Origin of the sequence: Shewanella sp. SW32, assembly GCF_025653365.1 — a bacterium.
Lineage (GTDB): Bacteria > Pseudomonadota > Gammaproteobacteria > Enterobacterales > Shewanellaceae > Shewanella > Shewanella oncorhynchi.
This window is the reverse complement of record NZ_JAKKSJ010000007.1, coordinates 118,790-140,488: the sequence shown is the minus strand read 5'-3', so window position 1 is coordinate 140,488 and position 21,699 is coordinate 118,790. Positions and strand designations below refer to the sequence as shown.

Genomic DNA, 21,699 nt, shown 5'->3' with positions numbered 1-21,699 from the left:
ATCAAAATCTAGTAGCCACGGTATGCCGTAAACTGTCTCCAATGTTGTTCTACTACTTCCGTTTGGAGACGTCTCAATAGCCTAATATTTCGATGTTGCCGTAATTAAAAACGATGATACTCTAGCATTAGTAAATTAAAACAAGGAATTACAAATGAGCCTATTCAATAAAAAACGTTTATACATTTCGCTTTTAGCGACGGCACTGCTTATGGGCTGCGCTTCAACTGACCCCTACAAGCCACAAAGCGATAAAGACTTTGTTTATGACCCTGCCAAAAGTTTTGCGATGAACGTCATCGATGGCTCACTGGGATTCCATAACGGTTTAACTGATGCAAATAGACCGAAGGACGCAGACACGACCCCAGGTGCAGGTTCTTATGCAACAGATGCGATCATTGGTTTCGGGAATGGCGGTGGCTTAGGTGGTGCATTTTTAAGTATGTTGGGTACCAATCAAGGAAATGAACCTCTTCATACGTATTATGGTGTTGTTTATTACCCCGTCACTGAACGAGGTGATGTACAGGCAGTATTCGATAAAATTGAGCAAGAATTAATTTCTGAGGCGCAAACAAAACGTAATTTGGTTTTTAAAATGAAGACTGTGGAAAATGGCTCCGTCAAGCTAACTTTTAATGGTGAAAATTGTAAAATAAATAGAGAGTTAATGAATCAAAGCCCCGACACAACGTGTAATTTCATTCACCATGATATTCCAAAGCTTCTTAGATATGCCACCGTCAATCCGCAAGGAGAATCAGGCCTATTTGCTGTCATTGGTTACGAAAAATTTTATTTAGGAAGAGGCTTATCTTTAGATTTAGACGGAAAATATTATGTTTTTTCTCCTGTTATTAGAAATCGCACAAAATTTCCGTTCGTTTCAAATTCCCAAACAATCTATCCTTTTATCAAGCCCTCCAAATCTTCCGAAACAACAACCTTATCAATAGAACAACTAATGGACATTGATCCTTGGATTAGAAAACATTACGGTTCAGCACAGTAACCGCGGCACAGCTCAGGAGGTTAATACCTCCTGAGCTCCATATCTTTAATTTCCTTCTAGTTCACATATCATTGGTCGAGGATAGACAGAACAATCGATTTGGCTTGGATCAAATGTATCTCTAAGCTGATTTGCGGCGCCATCTGCATCCCCTTCAAATTGCTCTAATGCTCTCTCGTCTGCGTTTTTTCTATTCATTTCAATGCAATTAGGATCGCCATCGTCACAAGATAAATTTCCATACATTCTGCCATCACCCGTTAAGCGCTCAATGTCATAGCCTGAAGTTGATAATATGTCTGCTTGATACATTGTGGATAACCATTCAGACAAATCCAGTCTGTCAAAATCAATTCGTCCAAATTCTTCAATAGTGAAGCCTGGGCAACTCGCCATATCTTTACCAAGTTGCTTTGAACCTTGGTCTGCAATTATTCGCGACAACATTGAAGAGTAACAGCACCAATCTTGCCTTCTCAAATAACAGACACCTAAAACCTTCTCTGCACAATACTTTCCCCCTACAGCAAAACATTGCTTTTGGGCCAGTTTCACCCCCATATCTTGTTCATTTTTATCGCATTGAGTTAGCAGGTTCGCTAATATTTTTACCACGTTATAGATGGTATAAATTAAACCGACAAAGCTTAGAATACTTAAAAAGGTATTAGCTGCCTCAGAAAGAACTACGTCACCAGCTTGAGCAACCCCTTGGTCAACCATTTCAGCGGTAGCCTCTTCAAACAACATATCTGCTAAAGCATCAGGTAAAAGGTCATTAAGGAAGTTATATAATTGCTGCTGCATTTGATGCATCAAACTACTTACGATTCCATCTGCTGCAGTTTCCCCGCCGACTGTGATTGCATCAACGGCCCCTTGCATAAACTCTGGATCGCCCATCATGGAACTTGCAAAATCCACGACCGCAGTAGCTCCTGAATTCCAGCCATCTACTAACATTGAAGTAAAATCAGTGTATAAGCCCCCAATTTGATCGGTAACCCCGCCAGAAAGTGTCGATGATACATTTTTGAAGGTTTCAGTCTGCATCATCTTGTAGCCCATTGCGGCCATTTCAAGATAGTTGATTCCCGACGGCGCTTCGCAACAATTGTTGCCCATGCCACTGACCTCCCACGAACAATATTCCGATTCTCCGGGAAAGATTTCACACGTAGACGGATCAGTAGTAGCGCAAGCAGCGTCATCTTCTACAGATTGGGCGATTGAAGCCATGAGCACAGCTTTCTCAAAGTCGTCGCTCTTTTCTTCTTTACCATAGGCACAGTCATTTCCCATGCAAGGCAACATAGAGGCGCACACATTGGTCGTTGTCGTTTTAGATGTCTGTATTGGCTCTGATACATCACAGCGATAATCATCACTAAACATATAACAGAGGCCCGTTTTAGTATCTTTCCAACCTTCAGCACAACTCGTGCCCGTTTTTTCACATCGAGCGTTGTTCTTATAGATTTCACAACTACCTTCAGTTGCCTTTAACTCTTCATAAGTAAAACATTTTTCTTCAAATTCATTCGTTTCAGGGTTTAGTATTGCAGCACAATATTGGTTACCTTTAAGTGGGTCACAACTATATCCTTTAGCATTAATTTTCCATGTGCCGACATGATAACCACCAGTACCATCGCTATTCTCATCGTATATGTGCTCAGGATTCGGGTCACCGTCAAACATTCTAGATAACTTTGAAATGACACTTTGAGGGTAGCTTTTTGTGCTTTGCTCTATCACTTCCCATTTATCAAATGTACAAAATGGGTTAACTTCAACTGTAGGCTTATAAGCCATACAAGCTGGTACTATGGGACAAACTTTACTGCTGCATGATTCATTTTGCCTCAAAGTAGCCTTACATTCCCAAACAGACCCAAGTGGAATTGAACCTAATGAACGGCAATTAGACAATTCAAATTGAAGGTTATCCTTTATCACCACATAAGTTATTCCATACTGCCCAGCATAACGAATTGAATCAATGTTATCCTTAGGTGTAATGAAACCCGTATTATAAGTAAACTCAACTGCTTCTGAATCACACGGATTCGGTTCTAAGAGTTCGACTAGACACGTAGAATATTCATAGTGAGTTCGCTCGCAACTCAAAACTCTCCATTCCTGGTCACCAATGAGATGTAAGTACCCAACAACAGGTTTGAATCTCGGTACTCCTGTTGTATCCCCTCCCCAATGATCTATTCTTACAGTTGCTTGTATCTTGCTTGGGGGAGCTGACGTATTTTGGATAGGGCTATCAAGATAGCGAAGAGTATTTAATAAATCTGCCTTTAATCGATTACTTGACTGCGCTAATAACACAGTAGGTTCCATCTCTATTTTATTTGCAAACTGCTGACATTCCTCATCGGGACACAACGGTTTCCAGCCAATTTTTTCAGCACAGCCTTCTGGTATTTGAGTGTATTTTTCTACATATTGTGGAGTCTCATTCTCAATATAGTCAGGGTTCAACTCAAGCGTTCGGGTTACTTCGCAATAATCTAAATTCTGATGGTTAGGCTGAGCGCAAATCTTGGGTTCCCAAACTGGTAGATTTTTAATTTCTGTTTCAACAACCGTTTCATCAACACATGACTGTGACCAAATCCCCTTCCCTCGTTGAGCGTCATTTATGGCTTTGTTTGTGTTACCAAGAAAGTAAGCATTTGATTTTATTCTAGGCACAGGATTTACTTCTGCGCCCTTCATGATCGCTCGATATGCCTCCGAACTCATCGTTTTACCGTCTGAAGTTTTCCCATATTGAACTTTCAAATCGTCAATATAATCACTTTCGTTACCGTAATTTCCTGGTGCATTAAACTCTTCGTCAGGCCGATTTTGTTGATTGGTAAAAGCTTCGCTTGCTTTAATACTGGTTGTTTTTGCCCCTCGTTCACTAACGGCAATCGTTTCCGTCACTAGCTGGCCATTTTCATCCCGATTAAACTTTACGCCAGCTTTTTCGTAATACTCTACGTCGATATCACCATTCGTCATAGAAGGTGCTTTGGGCGCCCCTTGTGGAATACCTTCTCCCATATAACTCTTAAACTCATCATGGAAATCTATCTCTTGATAACCTGAAAAATCTAAGGACGTTCCCGCACCGGCAGGGCGACTTAACACTTCACTCTCTACATTAACCGATGATGGACTCCCTTTATCTTTGTTAGTCATGATCTTGTTGAATAGGTTATTTCCATCAACATTTTGGGCGGTATTTAACTGATATTTCGAATCTAGTTCTTTTTTTAAATCATCAACTGCATACACATCAAATGCCGCCATTTGACCAACTAAAGTAAAAAAGAAGGCCCAATGCAAACCACTTCCGAGCATGCAAACCGAAGTGAAATAAACGCAGATAGTTTTGAATATGTGTTTTTCTATCATACGATTCTAATCCCTCGAACCAAGGGTGAGGCAGCATTCTTTGAACTGCCACAGCATGTATACCGCATCTTCCATTCCCGGCCTCATTCGTCCACCAGCAGGTAAACACCATAAATTTGTAGACTGTCCCAAAGGATGACAGCAGCTATCAATATTGGCTCCTTCCTCAGCTTCGGCTCGTGGGTAAATCATGCTGAACTTATATTGAGAACGCGGTGTAAATGGCGCTATCTGCGCTTTGCACACGCTATTTTCCCCCATGGTTTTTTTTGCTAATCCTTTTCGATGGAGCGAACTGATCATACGTTGGGCAATCAAACTCGATTGAGCCACATTGTCTGTTTGGCCTTTAATATTGCCTGTAAACGGATAAAGATGACCATCACAACCTGCACAACCAAATGTCGATTCAGGCGCAGCATCGGCAGAAATTAACGCACAATCAGAAGCGCACCAAGGTTGTGCTAAGGGTGTCGCAAACAAAATAGCTTCAGGCGACAGCATTAGGGCCAATAAGTCATTGTTCCAAGTTGGGTCAACTTCCGAGAGGTACATCAAATCAAGATCGATATAACCATCTTGGTGGCAATCGATATATAAAATCTCCAACATTTCCATTAAAGGAAACGCAAAATAATGACTATGCCAAAACCCCTCCCCCTGAGACGCATTGACTTTACCCATTCCTGTATAGTCATCCTGAAGTGTTATCCCACCTAGCGATGGCGAGCACCAAGGTAACTTCACAGTCTCAATTAATCTAAGTGGCGCAAAATATGAAAGTTTTGTCCCTGCAAATGGAACGCCTAAGTTATCGTTACACGTACAGAACGGGTTGTTGCTCGTTGCACCGTCAGGCTTTTTCCCGATGCCCATGAGCGAAAAGCCTTCGGTAAAACAACTCCAGCAGATTTGATCAACGATTTTTGTCCAGATCTCTGCATCTTTGCAGATATTATCTGTAGGCGACGCGGCTTGAGTGGAAACTGTTGTCAGCAAAGCCAAAATTAGCATTGTCGATTTTAAAAATGCTTTCATCGCCCCCCTCCTATCATCGATGTAATAGCCGCGCCCATCCAGTTGGCAAACTCCAAAAATCCATAAAAAATCTGTTCAGCGAGATTGGGATATTCCCAACTGATATAGATGCCGGCCACTACGCCTAAGCTCAACAAGACAAGCTTCATAGTTTGTCCCTCACGTTGTACTCGCTAACTTTGATGAAATGATTTTCCATGCTCACAATCGAAGGCACTGCTTTTAAAGCAAACTTAGTGATCAACTCTTGTTCTAGTAAAAAAACATCACGACCATAGCGACGCCTTAACTCCGCTAAACCATCCCAGCCTCGTTCAACATCTAATTGGTTGATAATAATCTGGTCACGGTAATCAAAACTTTCCATTTTCGTGTCTAACCATGCCAATTGCTTTGGATCGGTGGGGTCTAGAATATAGAGACGAAGGTACGCATTTGGCATCTCTGCTAATGGATTAAATTTGCTACCGGCTCTTGCAAGCACAACACCTGCTCTATTAATGACATCACGTTTGATAGTTACGGTAGGATCGATATAAAAAACATCATCTTTTGCTGCGAGCTCTAATGGGTATTTCGCTCTCTTTTTCCAATAATTTTGAGTAGCAGCTTGCTTCTTTTGCTCCCAATCAATCGTTTCCATTCGGCGCTTGATTTGCTCTATCAGCGACAACTCTTTAACGGGAAATGTTGCCCCATACGCCCCAAAATCAACACTTTGCTTAACTGTGGCGACCTTTTCATTGAAAAATGCCATTTGTGTCATGCCCGTCATCATGATTTGAGACTTGGCATCGTCATAGACTAAAGCGGGCACTCTCTGAATGTTGTACTTTTTAAACCATGTAGGACCGAATTTAACCGTCGGCTTAAAAAGCATATCTTTGGACATTGCATCTAAACGCGCCATCGTATCTAAAATGTTCTTATCACCTTCAAACATACCGTTGATATAAACTGTAACGTTGCTAGAGGCGGCATTTTTCAACGCATCGATCAATGAAGCGCGAGGCATAGATAAACTAACAAACATGAATGTCACAGAAGATGGACGAGTTACATTGACATCCGTTGACAGCGCATCATCGGTTATCTCTTTTATCTGCTTTTGCGCGTTATTTAAAAACTCTTCAACGTCTTTTGGTGTGGCAGCTTCTTCACCCGCCAAATTTAGCCCCTCCAACCACCCCTTCTCTTTGGCCATCTTGATAGCCTGCTCAGGCGTGATTTGCTTTATCACTAACGATCTTGCGTCAGTGAACGGCGCCAAAACTAAAAAAAGCGCAATAGCCCATTTCTTATAGCACTGCATAAGCATCTCCAATCATGTCTCGAGCATGAACTACGCCCCAAAAACGAGAGTCATAAGACAATGGTGTTTCACCGACCATAAAGTATTCATCCTCAGCTAAAACAAATTCTCTGGTAATTGCTGACTCAGCTAATTCAATCTTCATAAGCAACTGCCGCATATTGTTTTTATATGACTTACCATTGATAAGCACCTCATCGATTCTCACAATCACTCTGTCACCCGGTACTCCGACAAGTTTCTTTATCCAACGACTCCCCATTTTGAAATAGGGCGTATCAACTGGCAGATTAAAAGCAACTAAGCGATCTCGTTTGATTGTGATATTGGTTTTATCAACAAGGAAATATCGCGCAAAAAGACATGAATATTCTTGAGACGGTACTGCAAGAGTAAATTTTGAAGCCAATAGCAATATGACAGCTGCTATTAACGAAAAACTTGCGATAACATTTTTCAACTTCGTTAGCCCACATTCTTGTCTTGTGGGTCAATTTTAAAGCCTGTTCTGAAGTGGAGGTTTTCATTCAGCGGCTATTTACGACGCCCAAATAAAAAAACCGTCATATTTTTCAAAATATGACGGTTTTTATTTAGTTATATGGGACTAAAAACTCACTCGACCCACACCAACACCACCTGCATCATCCTTCGCTTCAATCACAATGCTCGCTGAAGGGAAATCTTGCTGACTAAACCGCACTTGAGCCCCGTAAGGACTAAAGACTGTGCCGTTAACGACCCAACGATAGTAACTAATCGTTCCATCACTATCTTTACAGTTAGCATCGACAATATGAGTGCCGTATTGCTCGCGCACACTAGGCTCACATACTGGAGGTTTATTCTCCAGTACATCAAATGACGCAGTATATTTCCCTTTTTGGCCGAAGTTCGACGTTACATCCAACTCGACATCGTAATGACCAACAGGCAGCATTTCAAATACACCAACAGCTCTGCTTGATACTTCCCCTTTCGCCCCATTGATGGTCCAAACATATTCCTTTATGTAGTCATAAGGGTGGCTTAACTTCACACTGGGGTACAAAGATATCGTCAAAGGCGCTCTCATAAATTTATTAGAGTAAACATCATTCACGGTGAACTCTAACGGCGCTGGTTCAATAGCATCTGCAAAGCCATCGATATAAGCAAAGTTTCCTCGATTATCAGACAACGTAAGCGTGATCTTATGCACACCGGCTTTCATCACGGTAAAGTTCATTGACTTGCCTGTGGTACTGGTCTGTTTTATGGCGTCAGCTTCAAATGTCCACTGATAACTGAATACCACTCCTGGCGCGTTAATGTATGGCATATTTAACGTAGCGTAGCCCGTAGAGGGAACAAATTTAATGTTGTTACTCACGGTTAAACTTAAATCACTTTCAGAAGGAAATTCGTAATTGAAAGTATTTATAACGATGTTTGACTCTGTGAGCGTGACATCTTTATACCCGTCAAGCCATGCTTTTGCCTTAATCACAACCCGATTCGAAGCATCCAAATCAAGATCATTTACCATATATGTGAGACTGGCTTCGTCTGCTAATACTGTACCGTCTGGCAATAGCCACTCGGAATGAACACCCACCCCTGTAGCAACAAATGGATTAATGATCTGCATCTGTAGCTGGATTTCCTTACCAATCTCAGCAATGTTTGGCTTAGTCACGTTCACGGTTAACGGTTTAGGCTTGGTCACTGAAATATATTTAACCGCCTGACTCCATTGTCCAGCAGCCACATCAACTGAAGTATTAGCATATTTCATCCGAGCATTGATCTTCAACGTCGAATCACCCACAGCCAAATTGTATATTGCAGAACCCGGAGTCCACGTCACACCATTATCCACTGACCACTCGACAATCGCATCGGTTTGCGGTGTATCACTATTGTCTAAAGCTGTAAGTTCAATTTCTTGACCTGCAATGGCTTGGCTTGAACCAGCAATATTCAACAAAGGCACGTCGTAGCTAATCAACGTGATTTCATCTGAGTTTGTCAAAACGCCAGTCACTTTGTTAGCAACCACAGCACGTACAGTAATTGTTTCTGGAGTAACAGATTTAATAGAGACGTACTGACGATCATCAAAATCAGGATTCGCTACCCAATTGCCAGTGCTGTCTTTAAATTGCCAGCTTATATCCCCGAGTACCATAAAATCATTAAATGATGTGGTATCAAATCGAATATCAAAATTCGCGGGAATTCGTGACTGCACAACACGAGAAACAACCTTACCTTCAACCCCAGTACCTTTAACGACTGTAATGCTGCGAGGTGTCGAAATTCTCTCAATGTTGATTTCTGGATATGGAGAACGAGCTCGAGCTACTGCATATACGGCTTCGTTGCGAGTAAAGATGATATTTGCATCCAGCTCCACAATGCCTTTGCCATCTGAGCCAATTTGAGTGACGGCAGTGATTGGTTCATAGTTCTTGCCGTTTTTAAAAGCCACAAACACATCCCAACCTGTTCCCATTGACTTTTCATCATATTCAAACAAGCCTGTCATGTTATTGCGTAAACCCAATTTTATCGTTGCCTTAATTGAGTCAGTCGAGGCATAACGTGGACTATCCAAATCCATAATCACTTGCATATAAGGGTGTGGAGTCACAATCAAATCAAAGTCTTTCTCAACACTCAATTCTGGCGCCAAACGATAATTCGCTTTCAATGTGTACTTGGTTTTGTCCCACAACACTGAGTCGCCTAATCTTTCCGCGTATGCAGAAAACGTTTGAACCTCACCAAACGGCAATTGGTTATGTTGATAGCTTTTTTGATCTCCATTTTCATTGCTTAAACTGACGTCAATATTCGCGCGACTTGATTGGCCCTTGTATCGACCCAGTGACCGATCATTAATCGGTACACTATAAACACCTGCACTCAACATCTGCTTTTCGTCTAATTGAATATCTATCGGCAAAGGTGCAATGGCTTCAAATGTCACGCTTTCGCTGCCCACTTTACCAATGCTGCCTGACTTATTAACAATATAAGCATCATAAGCAAGGCTATTGGTGCCGAGTTTTGCTACGGCTCCAGTTAGTTTTGATTGAAACGTTGTTACTTGAGACGTTAAACCTTCAGGTAAATCTCGCCATTCTATGTAACAAGCGTAGTTATAGTCATTGGATGCCAGTGTTGCAGCTGCTTTGGTTCCATACAGATCGCAACGAATACCACGTGTACGATTCACTGTAATCGCTATATCTTCCACTTTTTGAATCACTGTGGTTGGTTTTCGGCTTAAACCAAACGTCATTTGTAAATAATTAAACGGCAAAGTCTTACTAACAACCCGGCCTTGCTTATCTTCTGCCGTGATTTCCATCATGTACGATGTATTAGCTTCTAAATTGAAACCTTCACTTGTCAATTTCTTGAAATAAGTTTCACTATTTGTCGTTAACGCCTCTTTACCATCAATTTTAATGCTCGTTATTTTAGATTCACCCACCAAGCCATTATGAACAGCTACAACGACATCATCTAACATATTGATTGTTTGTGAGCTGGTCAGTTTTTCAATAGAAGAACGCTTATGCAGCACTTTGATCTGCGGTAACGGTCTTACCACCTCAATGTTTTCATACATTACTGAACTTTCGTTGCTATAGGCGTCCTTTGCGCTCACCTGTACAGTGTACATTCCTGGGGTTAGCGTCTTCATTTCAAATGGAAACGCCTGTGAATTTTCTCCAGTTATCGCAGTTCGAGAGTTTATTGTCGTTACATTGGTTACGTTATTTGGCACATCAAATGTGAAATCGACGCCATCAATATTTAATGTGTTGGTACTCTGTGTACCATCCTTGGCCGTAAAAACAAGATCAACTCGTGACGGCTTCCACCAAACATCCGTACTGGCTAATTCACTGCGTAAATTGTTAATCCCTACAGCTCCCTCACCACCAGAGATAATCACTGGGAAGCCTAGATCTGTATTCACTAAAGGATTGCTTTCAAGCGTTGGATTAAACTTAGTAAACACAATGTTAGGACCACGGAAATCATGATGAATAACCCAATCTTTGGGGGTTAAATCTGATGTTAACCACCCGCCAATTTTACTGTTCGCTAAAATGCTATAGTTACTGTCCATCTGTAAACGATCTGGAGCTTTTGTAAAACTCACATTGCTGTATATGCTACATGAGTTTGTATTAACTTTTACATCACACGTACCCACGCCAGCAATCGAGATCGTCTGTTCATAAGTTCTAGGTTCAACCATCACGGTAGTGAAATTCAGCTTACTAGCTGCACTGTAGTTATACATTTCAAAACCTTTCACAACCTTGCTCATCAAGCTTGTAGTAACATCAAGCACAGTTGGTTTTGCTGGCTCAGTGACATTAACAGTTAAAGAACCTGTTCCAATATCCAGTTGAGTCAACTGCATCCCGTTATAACCAACAAGAGAGTAATCTAATGAATATTGCCCTGCCTTTTTGAATATGCCCGTTACTTTGTTGTTTGCTGCAGAAATCCCTTCAGGTAAGGATGTCCACTTCACGAAACAAGGTACGTCGCCTTTCTTTATGGCTCCTTTCGCTAGAGCCTCCGTTGCAACTAACCGGCAGCCACCTACTTCATCTACTACTAGCCCAACAACTTCACTGACAACCGCCTCAAAATCAGTCTTATCAAGTTTTACGGCTGATAGCTCAGTCTTAACGTCCCCTTCGTACAACTTTGCTTCTATGCCAGGTGCATATCCAACAGGCTTAGTGTCGGTATAACGACATTGATCGCCTTGCACTGAAAATGGAGAGTTACAAGATGGGTTAGAACCTATTGATTGAGTCAATACGCAGTTTCCACCGCTGACAGACATACCTGTAGGGCAAAAATCATAAACAACATCGACTGTTTTTGAATAGGTACATCCACCTGAATTTGATACATAGCCCACTGGACAGTTAGTTAAGACAGTTGTTTTATTAACGCCCTCACATTGCCAAGTAGTTTGATTTAATGACATGCCAACATCACAAGTACAAGATGAGTCAACAATTGTTGTCGGACACGTTGGGGCCTTAAACACATCTTTAACACATTCACCATTCGTTAATGTATATGAAGCTGGACAGCTCTGAATCAAAGATGTCGTATTGCTATAAGTACATGACTTACCATCAGCTGATTTCACAAATTTTACCGGACAAGTTCCCACAAGATCCGTATCTGTCAATTTTCGACATTGAGTTTCTGATATTTTGCTATATGAAGAATCACTACAAATCCAGTTTTCAGTTTCCGTTAACAACAACGAACAACTTGCACCAGAGAGCGTATACGTGGGGTTATTACATTTATAAATATGAGCACTTATTAATACTTTCTCGCATATTTCAGTGGTCGTATTGGGGGTGTAACTTGGATCGGTACATGACAACGAATACGCAACAGTTTGATACCAGCTACACGTACCATCGTTGTGATTTGCGTAATTGGCTGGACAACTCCATGTATTTGCTCCCGTTTGAAGCTGGCTACAAGACCCATTATTTAAATTAGTATATCCAGTAGGGCAACTATAAGCGTAAGAGATTTCATTTAGTAAACTACAAGTTGAGCCAGAGAGCGTTTGATCCACTGGACAACTCCATGTATTTGCAGCCGTTTGAAGCTGGCTACACATTGAACCTGATAGCGAATATCCCGCGGGACAGCTGTAACTAAACACGGCCGTTTGTAACAGACTACAGGTTGAGCCAGAGAGCGTTTGTCCCGCTGGACAACTCCATGTATTTGAAGCCGTTTGAAGCTGGCTACACGTTGAGCCTGATAACGAATATCCCACTGGACAGCTATAACTAAATGCGGACGTTTGTAACAGGCTACACGTTGAGCCTGAAAGCGTTTGTCCCGCCGGACAGCTCCATGTATTTGCAGCCGTTTGAAGCTGGCTACACGTTGAACCTGATAGCGAATATCCCGCGGGACAGTTGTAACTAAACGCGGCTGTTTGTAACAGGCTACAGGTAGAGCCAGAGAGCGTTTGCCCCGCTGAACAACTCCATGAATTTGCAGCCGTTTGAAGCTGGCTACACGTTGAACCTGATAGCGAATATCCCGCGGGACAGCTGTAACTAAATACCTGAGTTTGCAACAGTGAACACGTTGAACCATTAAGAGAATAACCAACAGGACAACTCCATGTATTCGCCTCCGTCTGTAACTGACTACACGTTGAACCACTCAATGTATATCCAGCTGGACAGGAAATTGATTGAGCTACCTCCGTTAAAGTTCGAATAAATCCGTCAGGAGAATATTCACTTATACTTTGACTTCCCATTATTTGTATTCTGCTATTTGTGTAGCACTGAGAAGTTGTTGGACCTGTTTGCTTACACCAGTTAGTGACTATCCCGCCAGAGCTGACAGTCATGGCTTTCATACAAGCACCCCACTTACCATCAAAATCCGGTAACGCTGAATTTTGGCACAACCAAACTGCCGTGGATTCATAACATTTACCATTTGTTTCAGATGAACCACTAGGACAGTTTGTTGTAGCAGTAATAGTTGAAACTTTCTCACACCGCGCATTAGCCGAAGAATAGGTGTACCCACTACTACACACCGGCGAGGCCGATGAGGTAGTGACCTTCTCGCAGCGATCATTGGTGGCTGAATAGCTGTACCCACTTGCACAAACCTTGTTCGCTGTTTCGGTCACCGTCTTCTCACAACGGCTGTTTGTGGCTGAATACGTGTACCCACTGCTACACACTGGCGAGGCCGATGAGGTAGTGACCTTCTCGCAGCGATCATTGGTGGCTGAATAGCTGTACCCACTCGCACAAACCTTGCTCGCTGTTTGAGTCACCGTCTTCTCACAACGGCCGTTTGTGGCTGAATACGTGTACCCACTGCTACACACTGGCGAGGCCGATGAGGTGGTGACCTTCTCGCAGCGATCATTGATGGCTGAATAGCTGTACCCACTCGCACAAATCTTGCTCGCTGTTTGAGTCACCGTCTTCTCACAACGGCCGTTTGTGGCTGAATACGTGTACCCACTGCTACACACTGGCGAGGCCGATGAGGTGGTGACCTTCTCGCAGCGATCATTGATAGCTGAATAGCTGTACCCACTCGCACAAACCTTGCTCGCCGTTTCGGTCACGGTCTTCTCACAACGGCTGTTTGTGGCTGAATACGAGTACCCACTGCTACACACTGGCGAGGCCGATGAAGTAGTGACCTTCTCGCAGCGATCATTGGTGGCTGAATAGCTGTACCCACTCGCACAAACTTTGCTCGCTGTTTGAGTCAGGGTTTTCTCACAACGCTTATTGGCCGTTGAATACGTGTACCCACTGCCACACACAGGCGAGGCCGTAGCTGTTAAAGTGCGTTCGCAGATCTTTAGTGTTGGGTTGAATGAATATCCTGCCTGACAATTAAAATTAACAGATTGATTGACTGTTTTTCTGCAATCATTGGTTGATGCTTGATAGCTATATGACGGGTCGCTACAAGTTTTATAAGCACTTTCTACTAATGTTTTTTCACAACGGTCGTTTGCCACTGAGTAAGCATAACCCGCAGGACAATCTGCTACTGTGTTTTGAAATTCAGTCTTAGTACAAGTTCCATCTCCGTTCGATTCAAATCCAATTGGGCAAGTTACTTTTGCAATTTGCGATTGTTGGCGGCAAGTGGATACATCACCTGTCATCGTCCATTCGCTATTAGGACACAAATACAACAAACTGGTTGTATTAACCTTTTGGCATGTATTAGATGCGGCATCATGTGCGTAAGAGTCTTCACAAATTTGAGCTGTCACTTTTGGAATGTCTAATGAGTAGTGACTAAGCCCTGCTAAACTGGATGTTGCAGGATATGCGGGAATTTTTATAACCCCACCTGTTGCTGAAAGATCCTGCACAACAGTCATCTTCGCGCCCGGCGCTAATGTTTTCCCAAGGATGATAAGACTCGTTGAAGAGCTGCTGTCTAATGAAATGGTAACTTCTGTCAATCCCTGGGCTATCTTCCCATTACTGTCTGTGATGATAGGTGTTTCTAAGACCGTTACAGGCTGTCCAGCACGATCTATTACCAATTTATCCAAAGCCAATGCTTTAATCTCTGGCAATAAAACACTGGTATTGCTTGACGCATAACTAAATGAGACAAATCCCATAATACCAATCAAAACTATGGTCTTGATTAAACCTTTCATGACAACAACTCCACATTAGACTATTCCATTGATAATTCTATTCCCGATATTTCATTGATTTTTTCAACTCAGAGTCAATTTTCGTTGTGCTAATTAATTTTTGGTTTTTTCAATTGGAAATAAGGTTTTAAGCCAGTTGCGGGATTGATCAACCGAGGGATAATTTATTTATTACTAACGAGAGGATTTTTTATGTATAGCGCAGTGCATCAACTCTACTCATCAACACCTGATTATGAGCCGTTTCCAGAGCCATTGGCTCCGGCTCCCCAAGGTTCAGAGCGATACAAGGGAGCATTTAGAGAGTTCACATCGCTAAAATGCCACGGAACTAAAGCCGCTATCGAATTAAAGCCCTCCATTTCTAGAAAAGGTTGGGAAACCGTTATGCTTGAAGGGGCGAGTGCTATTGGCCCTAAAACGTTTAACTGGGGCAATAAGACCTCGATTCAGATCACTAAGAACGAGTTACCGCATATAATTTCGACACTTTTGGGAATAAAACCACTTTTTGAGATGAAATCACACGGAGCAGAAAAGAACAAAGGGGCTACCCTAAAATGGCAAACACAGGGCACCGTGACAACATTGTTCGTCAACATCTATGAGGGAGGAAAACCTGCTATTGCAGTACCAATTGGGGGATTTGAAGCCATGATGTTGGGACACATGGCGCTAGCTCAATATCTACAGAATTTCCCCACGCTAACGGCCGATGCTTGCATTCGATCCTTAGAAATAATGGCTCGACATAACATTTGATACCACAAATTTGAGCCCCAAGTGAGGCTCTTTTGTATTTCGGCGTTGCTGATAATTTGGATTGATGGTTTTTTACAAATAAACCATCCTTAATCAAGAACTTGTTTATATTTATTTAGTGTTGGGAGGCTTGGGAGGCGTCGATTTTCAGCTTTAACAAAATCAGTTTTTTGTAGCTCTGGCTTTAATCATTCTAGTATCAACCAATTATTTTCTAGCTTACGAAAACGGTTATCATATCGAGCATCTGACTTCTGGATGTACTCTTCGACAGTCAGTAATTGCCCATCTGAGCATAACTCTTTTCTCAGTTTTTCAAGTTTTTCGACTTCATTTCTTAGTCTATTTACTTCTCGATACAAGATATGTGGCCGGACATAAATGTTCTAAAACACACCGGCCTTGTGGGAGAGTACCATTTAACTTTCCCTATTTAATTGTTGTCAACACTAGCGTATTTTCTACATAATCACTTTCTTTGAATGAAAATGTAATCCCCTCATGCTTTAGGCTAAACTCCCGTAAATTAAGAGAATTTTTATTTAACTTCAAGGCTTCTTTCACTAGGCGGTTACACCAACTACTTATTCCCTCCCTACCATCAAATTCTTGAATAAATTTGTGTAAATAAAGCGTACTGAGCCGATCGAGTGCGTGAAGGGTAATTTCGTATTTCCACCCCATCGACTGACTATCTACGTAGGACCGCCTTTCCAGTTCAGCAGTGGCTAATGTCTTTTGTACTTCAGTCGAGTTATCACCCGTACATATTCGTTGCAAATCTTGGCTTCTAATCCTTGTATATCTCTGATTTTGATGCTTTTTAAGTGTACATATTACATTGTGAGTTGAAATCCCATTTTCATTTGTTAGCTGGTTATCCAAAATAAAATTCATAACTTTTCCATTCGATAATTATTAGCGGTGTATCCTAATATCCCATGGTTTCACTATCGAGCCACCCTGTGCTCACCCTGAATTTCTACTATAATTATCATAGAGTTGCTTAAAATCCCGACTCATCTTGAAGTACATCACTCCAGTATCGCTAGATTTTAAAATGGATAACCCATTCACTTTCCCAAGTAGGTACTTTTCTTCATTAGGCATGATCGAAATTTCAAAATCGAACTTCAATGGCCCTAGTTCACACTCGCTTGAGAACGCCTTTTCGACTAAATTGATTTCAGCGATGTCATCACGTTTGCCTTCCCTGATTGTGTGATCAGAAAAAATATCAATACCCTGAATACCTTCTATGTCTTGATTACATATACCGCCAACTGCCACCCACTCCCCATAGACTTCATTGTGCAGTGTCGATTCAATCAAAGTCTTTCTGGCTTCTAGTTTCCACCAGCCTCCACCACCCACAACCAGCGATATCGCGATGAAGCTCACCAATGCTATTTTATTGTTCATACACACCTTCCTGAGCCAACAAACCTGCGTACAACTGCTTAAAACAATCAATGAACGTTTTGATCATGTAATAGATGTGTTGTTTGCTAACCCCACCCGTTAAATGGACGTCTACTCTATACACCGTTGCTTCGCTTTCTTTGTTAATTCGGTATAGCCGACCGATTTTTGTATTTTGATTAAATCTCGATATAAACTCACCCTCAAATCCAACAGGGAGCGTGACCATCACACCGAAAAAATCAACACCATTATGAGCAGACCAAGAGCCGTTGCTGAAAAATAGAAGTCTCGATGATTCAACGGTAATACTAAAAATAGAATCGCTATCATCAAGGTCAATTTTGGCGTTACAAAAGCTAAAATCATTAAGTAAATTGATGAGTTCCCTCGTCGTTATATTCTCAATGAGTTCTGATGACGCTCTCGCAGAGAAATTATCAGAGACATTCGGCTTCACTTTACATTCCAACACTTCCAATAAAAATTCGTCTATATTAGTTTTTTCCATAATATTTCCTTTTAAATAACGATAGCCGCAGCCAACAAGCTATAAGCCGTAATATGTTCTAAAATACCACCTGTCGTACACAGTGATATCCCAAATCGCATTGGAAATGGCCACAATAGCGGTACGCCACTATCTGACAACATATCCCCCAGTAAATGCGAGAAGTAACCAATTAGTAATGCCATAATCAGCCAGCTTTCAGGCATATCGAGATTAAACAGCCATAGCACACCAACAAAAGGCCAAATCGAGTGCGTTATTTGTCGATGTCCAAATAATCCCGACAACGGCAATGAAATAAACAACACTCGGCGCCCAATTGTAGAGCCTGGATGATCTAAATCCGGGAGTAATGAGCCAAAAAATACGCAACCAATGACAGCCCACACTGGCATAGCAAAATCAATATATTTCACCGCAGCGATAGCGACCGCGGTTGTAACAATCAGATGGTTGCGGAACATCACCTTAGTTCACCAAATCCATGGCAGCATCAAGCGGAGTTTTCTTGGACGGAACATCCATTGCTTGTGGTTCCTCCGCTGCAGGAGGAATGGCTCGACTGGTAGCCCCTGACAACACTTTATTTTGCTGATCCATTAACTCTAATTTCCGCGCATGATCACGTTCTTCATCTTGCGATTTTCGAGCACGCTTGGCCTCTAGACGACGCTCTAAATCGTTAAATGCTTCTAATTCTTTGGCATCTTGCGAATCAGCCTTAATGCTCTGCAGAACCTTATTAAACTCATCAAATGGCAGCTTTAATAACGTGAAAGCCTGAAATTTGCCGTCAGGCAACACCATCACTTTTTGGTCAACGAGGTCATATCCGACAATCGGCACTGAATCCACCAGCTTATCGATTAAGAACTGGCTAGCTTGCACTAAATTACCAGCCGCGTCTTCACGCTCATAAGAACGTTCTGAGCCAGAGAGCTCTTGTCGATAATTCTTGGCCAACTCAAACTCAGCCTGTAAACGCGCCTTTTTAACTGCAAGGTGCATGTCTTTAGATGATGCTGCTCCTACCCCTACCAAGCCATAACCATCATTTTTAGGCGGGGCTATATACCAATCTGGCGCACTATCAAGCTTTGCCTTAGCTTCTTCAACGGCAATGTCCTTTAATGCTTCTTGTTGTTTAGCGTATTTTTCCACTGGATCAGATGCACAACCCACCAACACAAAGGCAACGGCTAACGCGATAGATAATTTTTTCATTTTAATGTTCCTTAATAAAAACCGATTCTTCGGGTCTGATATCGCAAAAAGTTTCCTGCTGTATTCGTCCACTTGCTTGTATTTGTATCGTATTCTTCCTCCTGCACCCTGAAGCTAATTTTTATTCCATCCTCGGCGTCTTTCTCAGGCATGTAAGCCGACAATGTGATGTCATCCAACCAAATATTACTGATATTGACTTTAAACTTTTCCTTACCAATGTTGATTTGCAACCAGTAAGCCGTTCTCGACAACTCTCGAAACGCATTGTCAAAAGCTTCCGGTTGAAGCGGCATTTCAGGAGTTAGCAGGCTTTGCTTGTGCAATTGATAAAAACGCGAGTCTCCAAAAGCGAATCCTTTCGAAATTCCGCATCGAACCTGCTCTTCTTCGTCAATAAACGACCTTTCCCCCGGATATCGATAAGGCAGAAATTCATATAATGAGGGTCCACAATATTTGGGTACCAATAATTCTTTCACCTCAATTGATACATTGCTTTGATTAGGGTTGAGTAATGCGTCACATCCGAAAAAGAACTTTTTACAATTTTTAATAACATTTTCATTAGCCGCTATCGGATACCATGCGTCTTTAACGCCCCCCTTTCTTTCAATCGTAACCCTGACTTTAATTTCCGCAACTGAGTGCTCAAGTGGAATAATATCAATCACTTGGTAATTAATGACTGGATTCGCCATGAAAGGGAATACAAACTGCTTATACGCGGAAACTATCTCTGATTTTAATTTTTCGCTTGGGGTTTTCCCTTCTCGATGCGCTCGCAACTGTTCCTTAACCACATCGCCGTCGACCATCCCTAGCCTACTGTTCAATTTGGCGTAGTAGTTAGCGACGATCACAGAGTCAAGCGTGCTTAACGTGAGGTTCATCTTCATTTTGTCTAACACCGCCACCAGCTTTTGATAGTCGGCATTGAGGTCATCGATAGCTGACTCCATCAGTTTTTCGCGTTTTTCACTGTAAATCTTCAACTTCATCGCTGAAATATCAACTGTGACATCGGCAATCACATTCACTTGATCATGGTCCAACGCTTTCACGTACCGCGTATTGGTAACTGAGACATTAGCACCTTGGGCAATAACGCCTTTTTCTAACATCTCATCGGTCCGACTATCGTAACTTGTTGTGTGAGTGACAAATTTAGGTGTCATTGTCACAGCTTTTATCTGCAACAATGACTCAGCCCGATTAACAGCCTGCTGCACCGTTTCGCTATCACTCATTAGCACTGAGACTTCCATGTCCTTATATTCATAAATGTTCGGCTCTTCAGCGCAAACCTTGCTCGAACTTAGTAACAGTAGTGATAGCCCTAGTAACGTAAATTTCATCTGGCCCCCTCATTTTCAATTAATCCGTTATATCAAAGAAAATTGTTCATAAATCTCATTTCAGAAACAATTTAAGACGTGCTAATAAAAAATTTCTTCACCAACCATTATCCATCTATTTAAAAACGCGCAACTGCAATGTATCTATCTGATTTACAGTCAGTTGCCTGTTTTTAGGTTGATGAAATAATGATTACAAGAAGTGAACGAATGAGAGAATATTTATGGGCGCACCGTTAATACAAACAACATCGTTAGATTGGCAAGACATGATCCAACCAGCATATACCGCATCTGGCAAACCTAACTTTTTGGATGCTCAAGGTGAAATCGTTGAAGGGATTTACACTGACATGCCTAACGAGGTCTATCACGCCTTGGACGCCCATAGCTCTACAGGCATCAAGACATTCGCTAAAGGACGTCACTACTACTTTCGTCAGTATCTATCCGATGTGTGTCGTTTAAGAACCAAGCAACAAGAATACACATTCGACGCAGGTACGTTCGGACACATGCGAGTATTAGAGCCTGAGAATTTCCATGGAAACTTCATGCGTAATCCTGTGCCAGAAGATTTTCCCGATGTAGAGTTGATTGAATCCATTCCGCAACTAAAGGCTGCATTAGCTAAAAACAATTTACCTGTATCTGGTGCAAAAGCCGTACTGGTTGAACGTCTTTACGCATTTGACCCCACATTGCCATTGTTCGAAAAATTGCGTGAACAGTTAATTGTCAATTTTTTAGACCAGCGTTATGCCAAATATCTACGAACCGATGCTGAACTGGATGAAATGGCGTACTTCTATGGAATAGATACATCACAGACGCGTGAAAAGAAAATAGAAGAAATTCTTGCGATTAGCCCTTCTCAACCGATTTGGGAAAATTTAATCAACCATCACGTTATCGATCACATTGTATGGGACGATGCCATACGAGTAGAACGCAGCACTCGCGCCCACCCAAAAGCGGATTGGCTGCTCAGTGATGGTTACGCTGAATTATCGATTATCGCACGTTGCCCAACCACAGGCCTGTTACTCAAAGTCCGTTTTGATTGGCTACGCAATGATGCCATTGCTGTAGATTTAAAGACAACTCTTTCAACCAACCCGACCAAGTTTGGCTATCAAGTTAGAGATCTTCGATATGATCTTCAGCAGGTATTTTACTGCTACGTCGCGAACCTTGCAGGCATCCCAGTTAAGCACTTTTGCTTTATTGCAACGGAATATAAGGACGCTGACAACTGTGAAACATTTGAGCTGTCTAGCAAAAAAATCATTGAATCCACTGAAGAAATGTTCGATTTGCTAGATGAGTTTAAGGAAGCACTGACTAGCGGCAATTGGTACGGACATGATCGTAGTCGTTCGACTTGGGTTATAGAGGTTTAACTGT

The 21,699-nt window shown here is 41.9% G+C and carries 15 protein-coding genes; 3 read left to right on the top strand and 12 right to left on the bottom strand.

Annotation, left to right across the window (positions count from 1 at the left end; all coding sequences use genetic code 11):
• Positions 1 to 154: 154 nt before the first annotated feature.
• Positions 155 to 1,015, top strand: coding sequence for a hypothetical protein (locus L5M28_RS05935; RefSeq protein ID WP_263202731.1), 861 nt, complete (start codon positions 155 to 157; stop codon positions 1,013 to 1,015).
• A gap of 45 nt (positions 1,016 to 1,060) precedes the next feature.
• On the opposite strand, the gene traN is transcribed toward L5M28_RS05935, so the two are convergent.
• From traN to L5M28_RS05905, 6 genes are all read right to left on the bottom strand, one after another.
• Entirely contained in the window at positions 1,061 to 4,435 is a 3,375-nt protein-coding gene (traN, locus tag L5M28_RS05930; RefSeq protein WP_263202730.1) for a conjugal transfer protein TraN, read from the bottom strand.
• Between the two features lie 6 nt (positions 4,436 to 4,441).
• Entirely contained in the window at positions 4,442 to 5,473 is a 1,032-nt protein-coding gene (locus L5M28_RS05925; protein WP_263202729.1) for a TraU family protein, read from the bottom strand.
• A complete protein-coding gene (locus L5M28_RS05920; RefSeq protein WP_263202727.1) occupies positions 5,470 to 5,622 on the bottom strand; it encodes a hypothetical protein in 153 nt (50 codons plus the stop codon). The genes L5M28_RS05925 and L5M28_RS05920 overlap by 4 nt, the downstream gene beginning before the upstream one ends.
• Positions 5,619 to 6,785: a TrbC family F-type conjugative pilus assembly protein gene (locus tag L5M28_RS05915; protein WP_263202725.1), complete on the bottom strand. Its 1,167-nt coding sequence runs from the start codon at positions 6,783 to 6,785 to the stop codon at positions 5,619 to 5,621. The genes L5M28_RS05920 and L5M28_RS05915 overlap by 4 nt, the downstream gene beginning before the upstream one ends.
• Positions 6,772 to 7,245 carry a signal peptidase I gene (gene lepB / locus L5M28_RS05910; protein WP_263202724.1) on the bottom strand — a complete coding sequence of 158 codons (474 nt, stop codon included), beginning with the start codon at positions 7,243 to 7,245 and terminating at the stop codon, positions 6,772 to 6,774. Before lepB ends, L5M28_RS05915 begins: the two co-directional genes overlap by 14 nt.
• Positions 7,246 to 7,392: 147 nt before the next feature.
• A complete protein-coding gene (locus L5M28_RS05905) occupies positions 7,393 to 15,015 on the bottom strand; it encodes an Ig-like domain-containing protein (protein ID WP_263202722.1) in 7,623 nt (2,540 codons plus the stop codon).
• 192 nt (positions 15,016 to 15,207) lie between these two features.
• On the opposite strand from L5M28_RS05905, the gene L5M28_RS05900 reads away from it, so the two are divergent.
• The gene (locus tag L5M28_RS05900; RefSeq protein WP_263185279.1) at positions 15,208 to 15,777 is read left to right on the top strand and encodes a hypothetical protein; all 570 of its coding nucleotides are present in this window, start codon (positions 15,208 to 15,210) and stop codon (positions 15,775 to 15,777) included.
• A 429-nt stretch (positions 15,778 to 16,206) separates the two neighbouring features.
• Here the strand turns inward: L5M28_RS05900 and L5M28_RS05895 are convergent, their stop codons facing one another.
• The 6 genes from L5M28_RS05895 to L5M28_RS05870 form a co-directional block, all read right to left on the bottom strand.
• A complete protein-coding gene (locus tag L5M28_RS05895) occupies positions 16,207 to 16,674 on the bottom strand; it encodes a hypothetical protein (RefSeq protein ID WP_263185280.1) in 468 nt (155 codons plus the stop codon).
• A gap of 72 nt (positions 16,675 to 16,746) precedes the next feature.
• The gene (locus L5M28_RS05890; RefSeq protein WP_263185281.1) at positions 16,747 to 17,199 is read right to left on the bottom strand and encodes a hypothetical protein; all 453 of its coding nucleotides are present in this window, start codon (positions 17,197 to 17,199) and stop codon (positions 16,747 to 16,749) included.
• Positions 17,189 to 17,710: a hypothetical protein gene (locus tag L5M28_RS05885; RefSeq protein ID WP_263185282.1), complete on the bottom strand. Its 522-nt coding sequence runs from the start codon at positions 17,708 to 17,710 to the stop codon at positions 17,189 to 17,191. Before L5M28_RS05885 ends, L5M28_RS05890 begins: the two co-directional genes overlap by 11 nt.
• A gap of 11 nt (positions 17,711 to 17,721) precedes the next feature.
• The gene (locus L5M28_RS05880; RefSeq protein WP_263185283.1) at positions 17,722 to 18,174 is read right to left on the bottom strand and encodes a metal-dependent hydrolase; all 453 of its coding nucleotides are present in this window, start codon (positions 18,172 to 18,174) and stop codon (positions 17,722 to 17,724) included.
• Positions 18,175 to 18,178: 4 nt separating this feature from the next.
• Complete coding sequence (locus L5M28_RS05875) at positions 18,179 to 18,934, bottom strand: hypothetical protein (protein ID WP_263185284.1); 756 nt, start codon at positions 18,932 to 18,934, stop codon at positions 18,179 to 18,181.
• An 11-nt stretch (positions 18,935 to 18,945) separates the two neighbouring features.
• Positions 18,946 to 20,292: a hypothetical protein gene (locus L5M28_RS05870; protein WP_263185285.1), complete on the bottom strand. Its 1,347-nt coding sequence runs from the start codon at positions 20,290 to 20,292 to the stop codon at positions 18,946 to 18,948.
• Between the two features lie 224 nt (positions 20,293 to 20,516).
• On the opposite strand from L5M28_RS05870, the gene L5M28_RS05865 reads away from it, so the two are divergent.
• Positions 20,517 to 21,695 carry a PD-(D/E)XK nuclease-like domain-containing protein gene (locus L5M28_RS05865; RefSeq protein WP_263185286.1) on the top strand — a complete coding sequence of 393 codons (1,179 nt, stop codon included), beginning with the start codon at positions 20,517 to 20,519 and terminating at the stop codon, positions 21,693 to 21,695.
• Positions 21,696 to 21,699 lie beyond the last annotated feature (4 nt).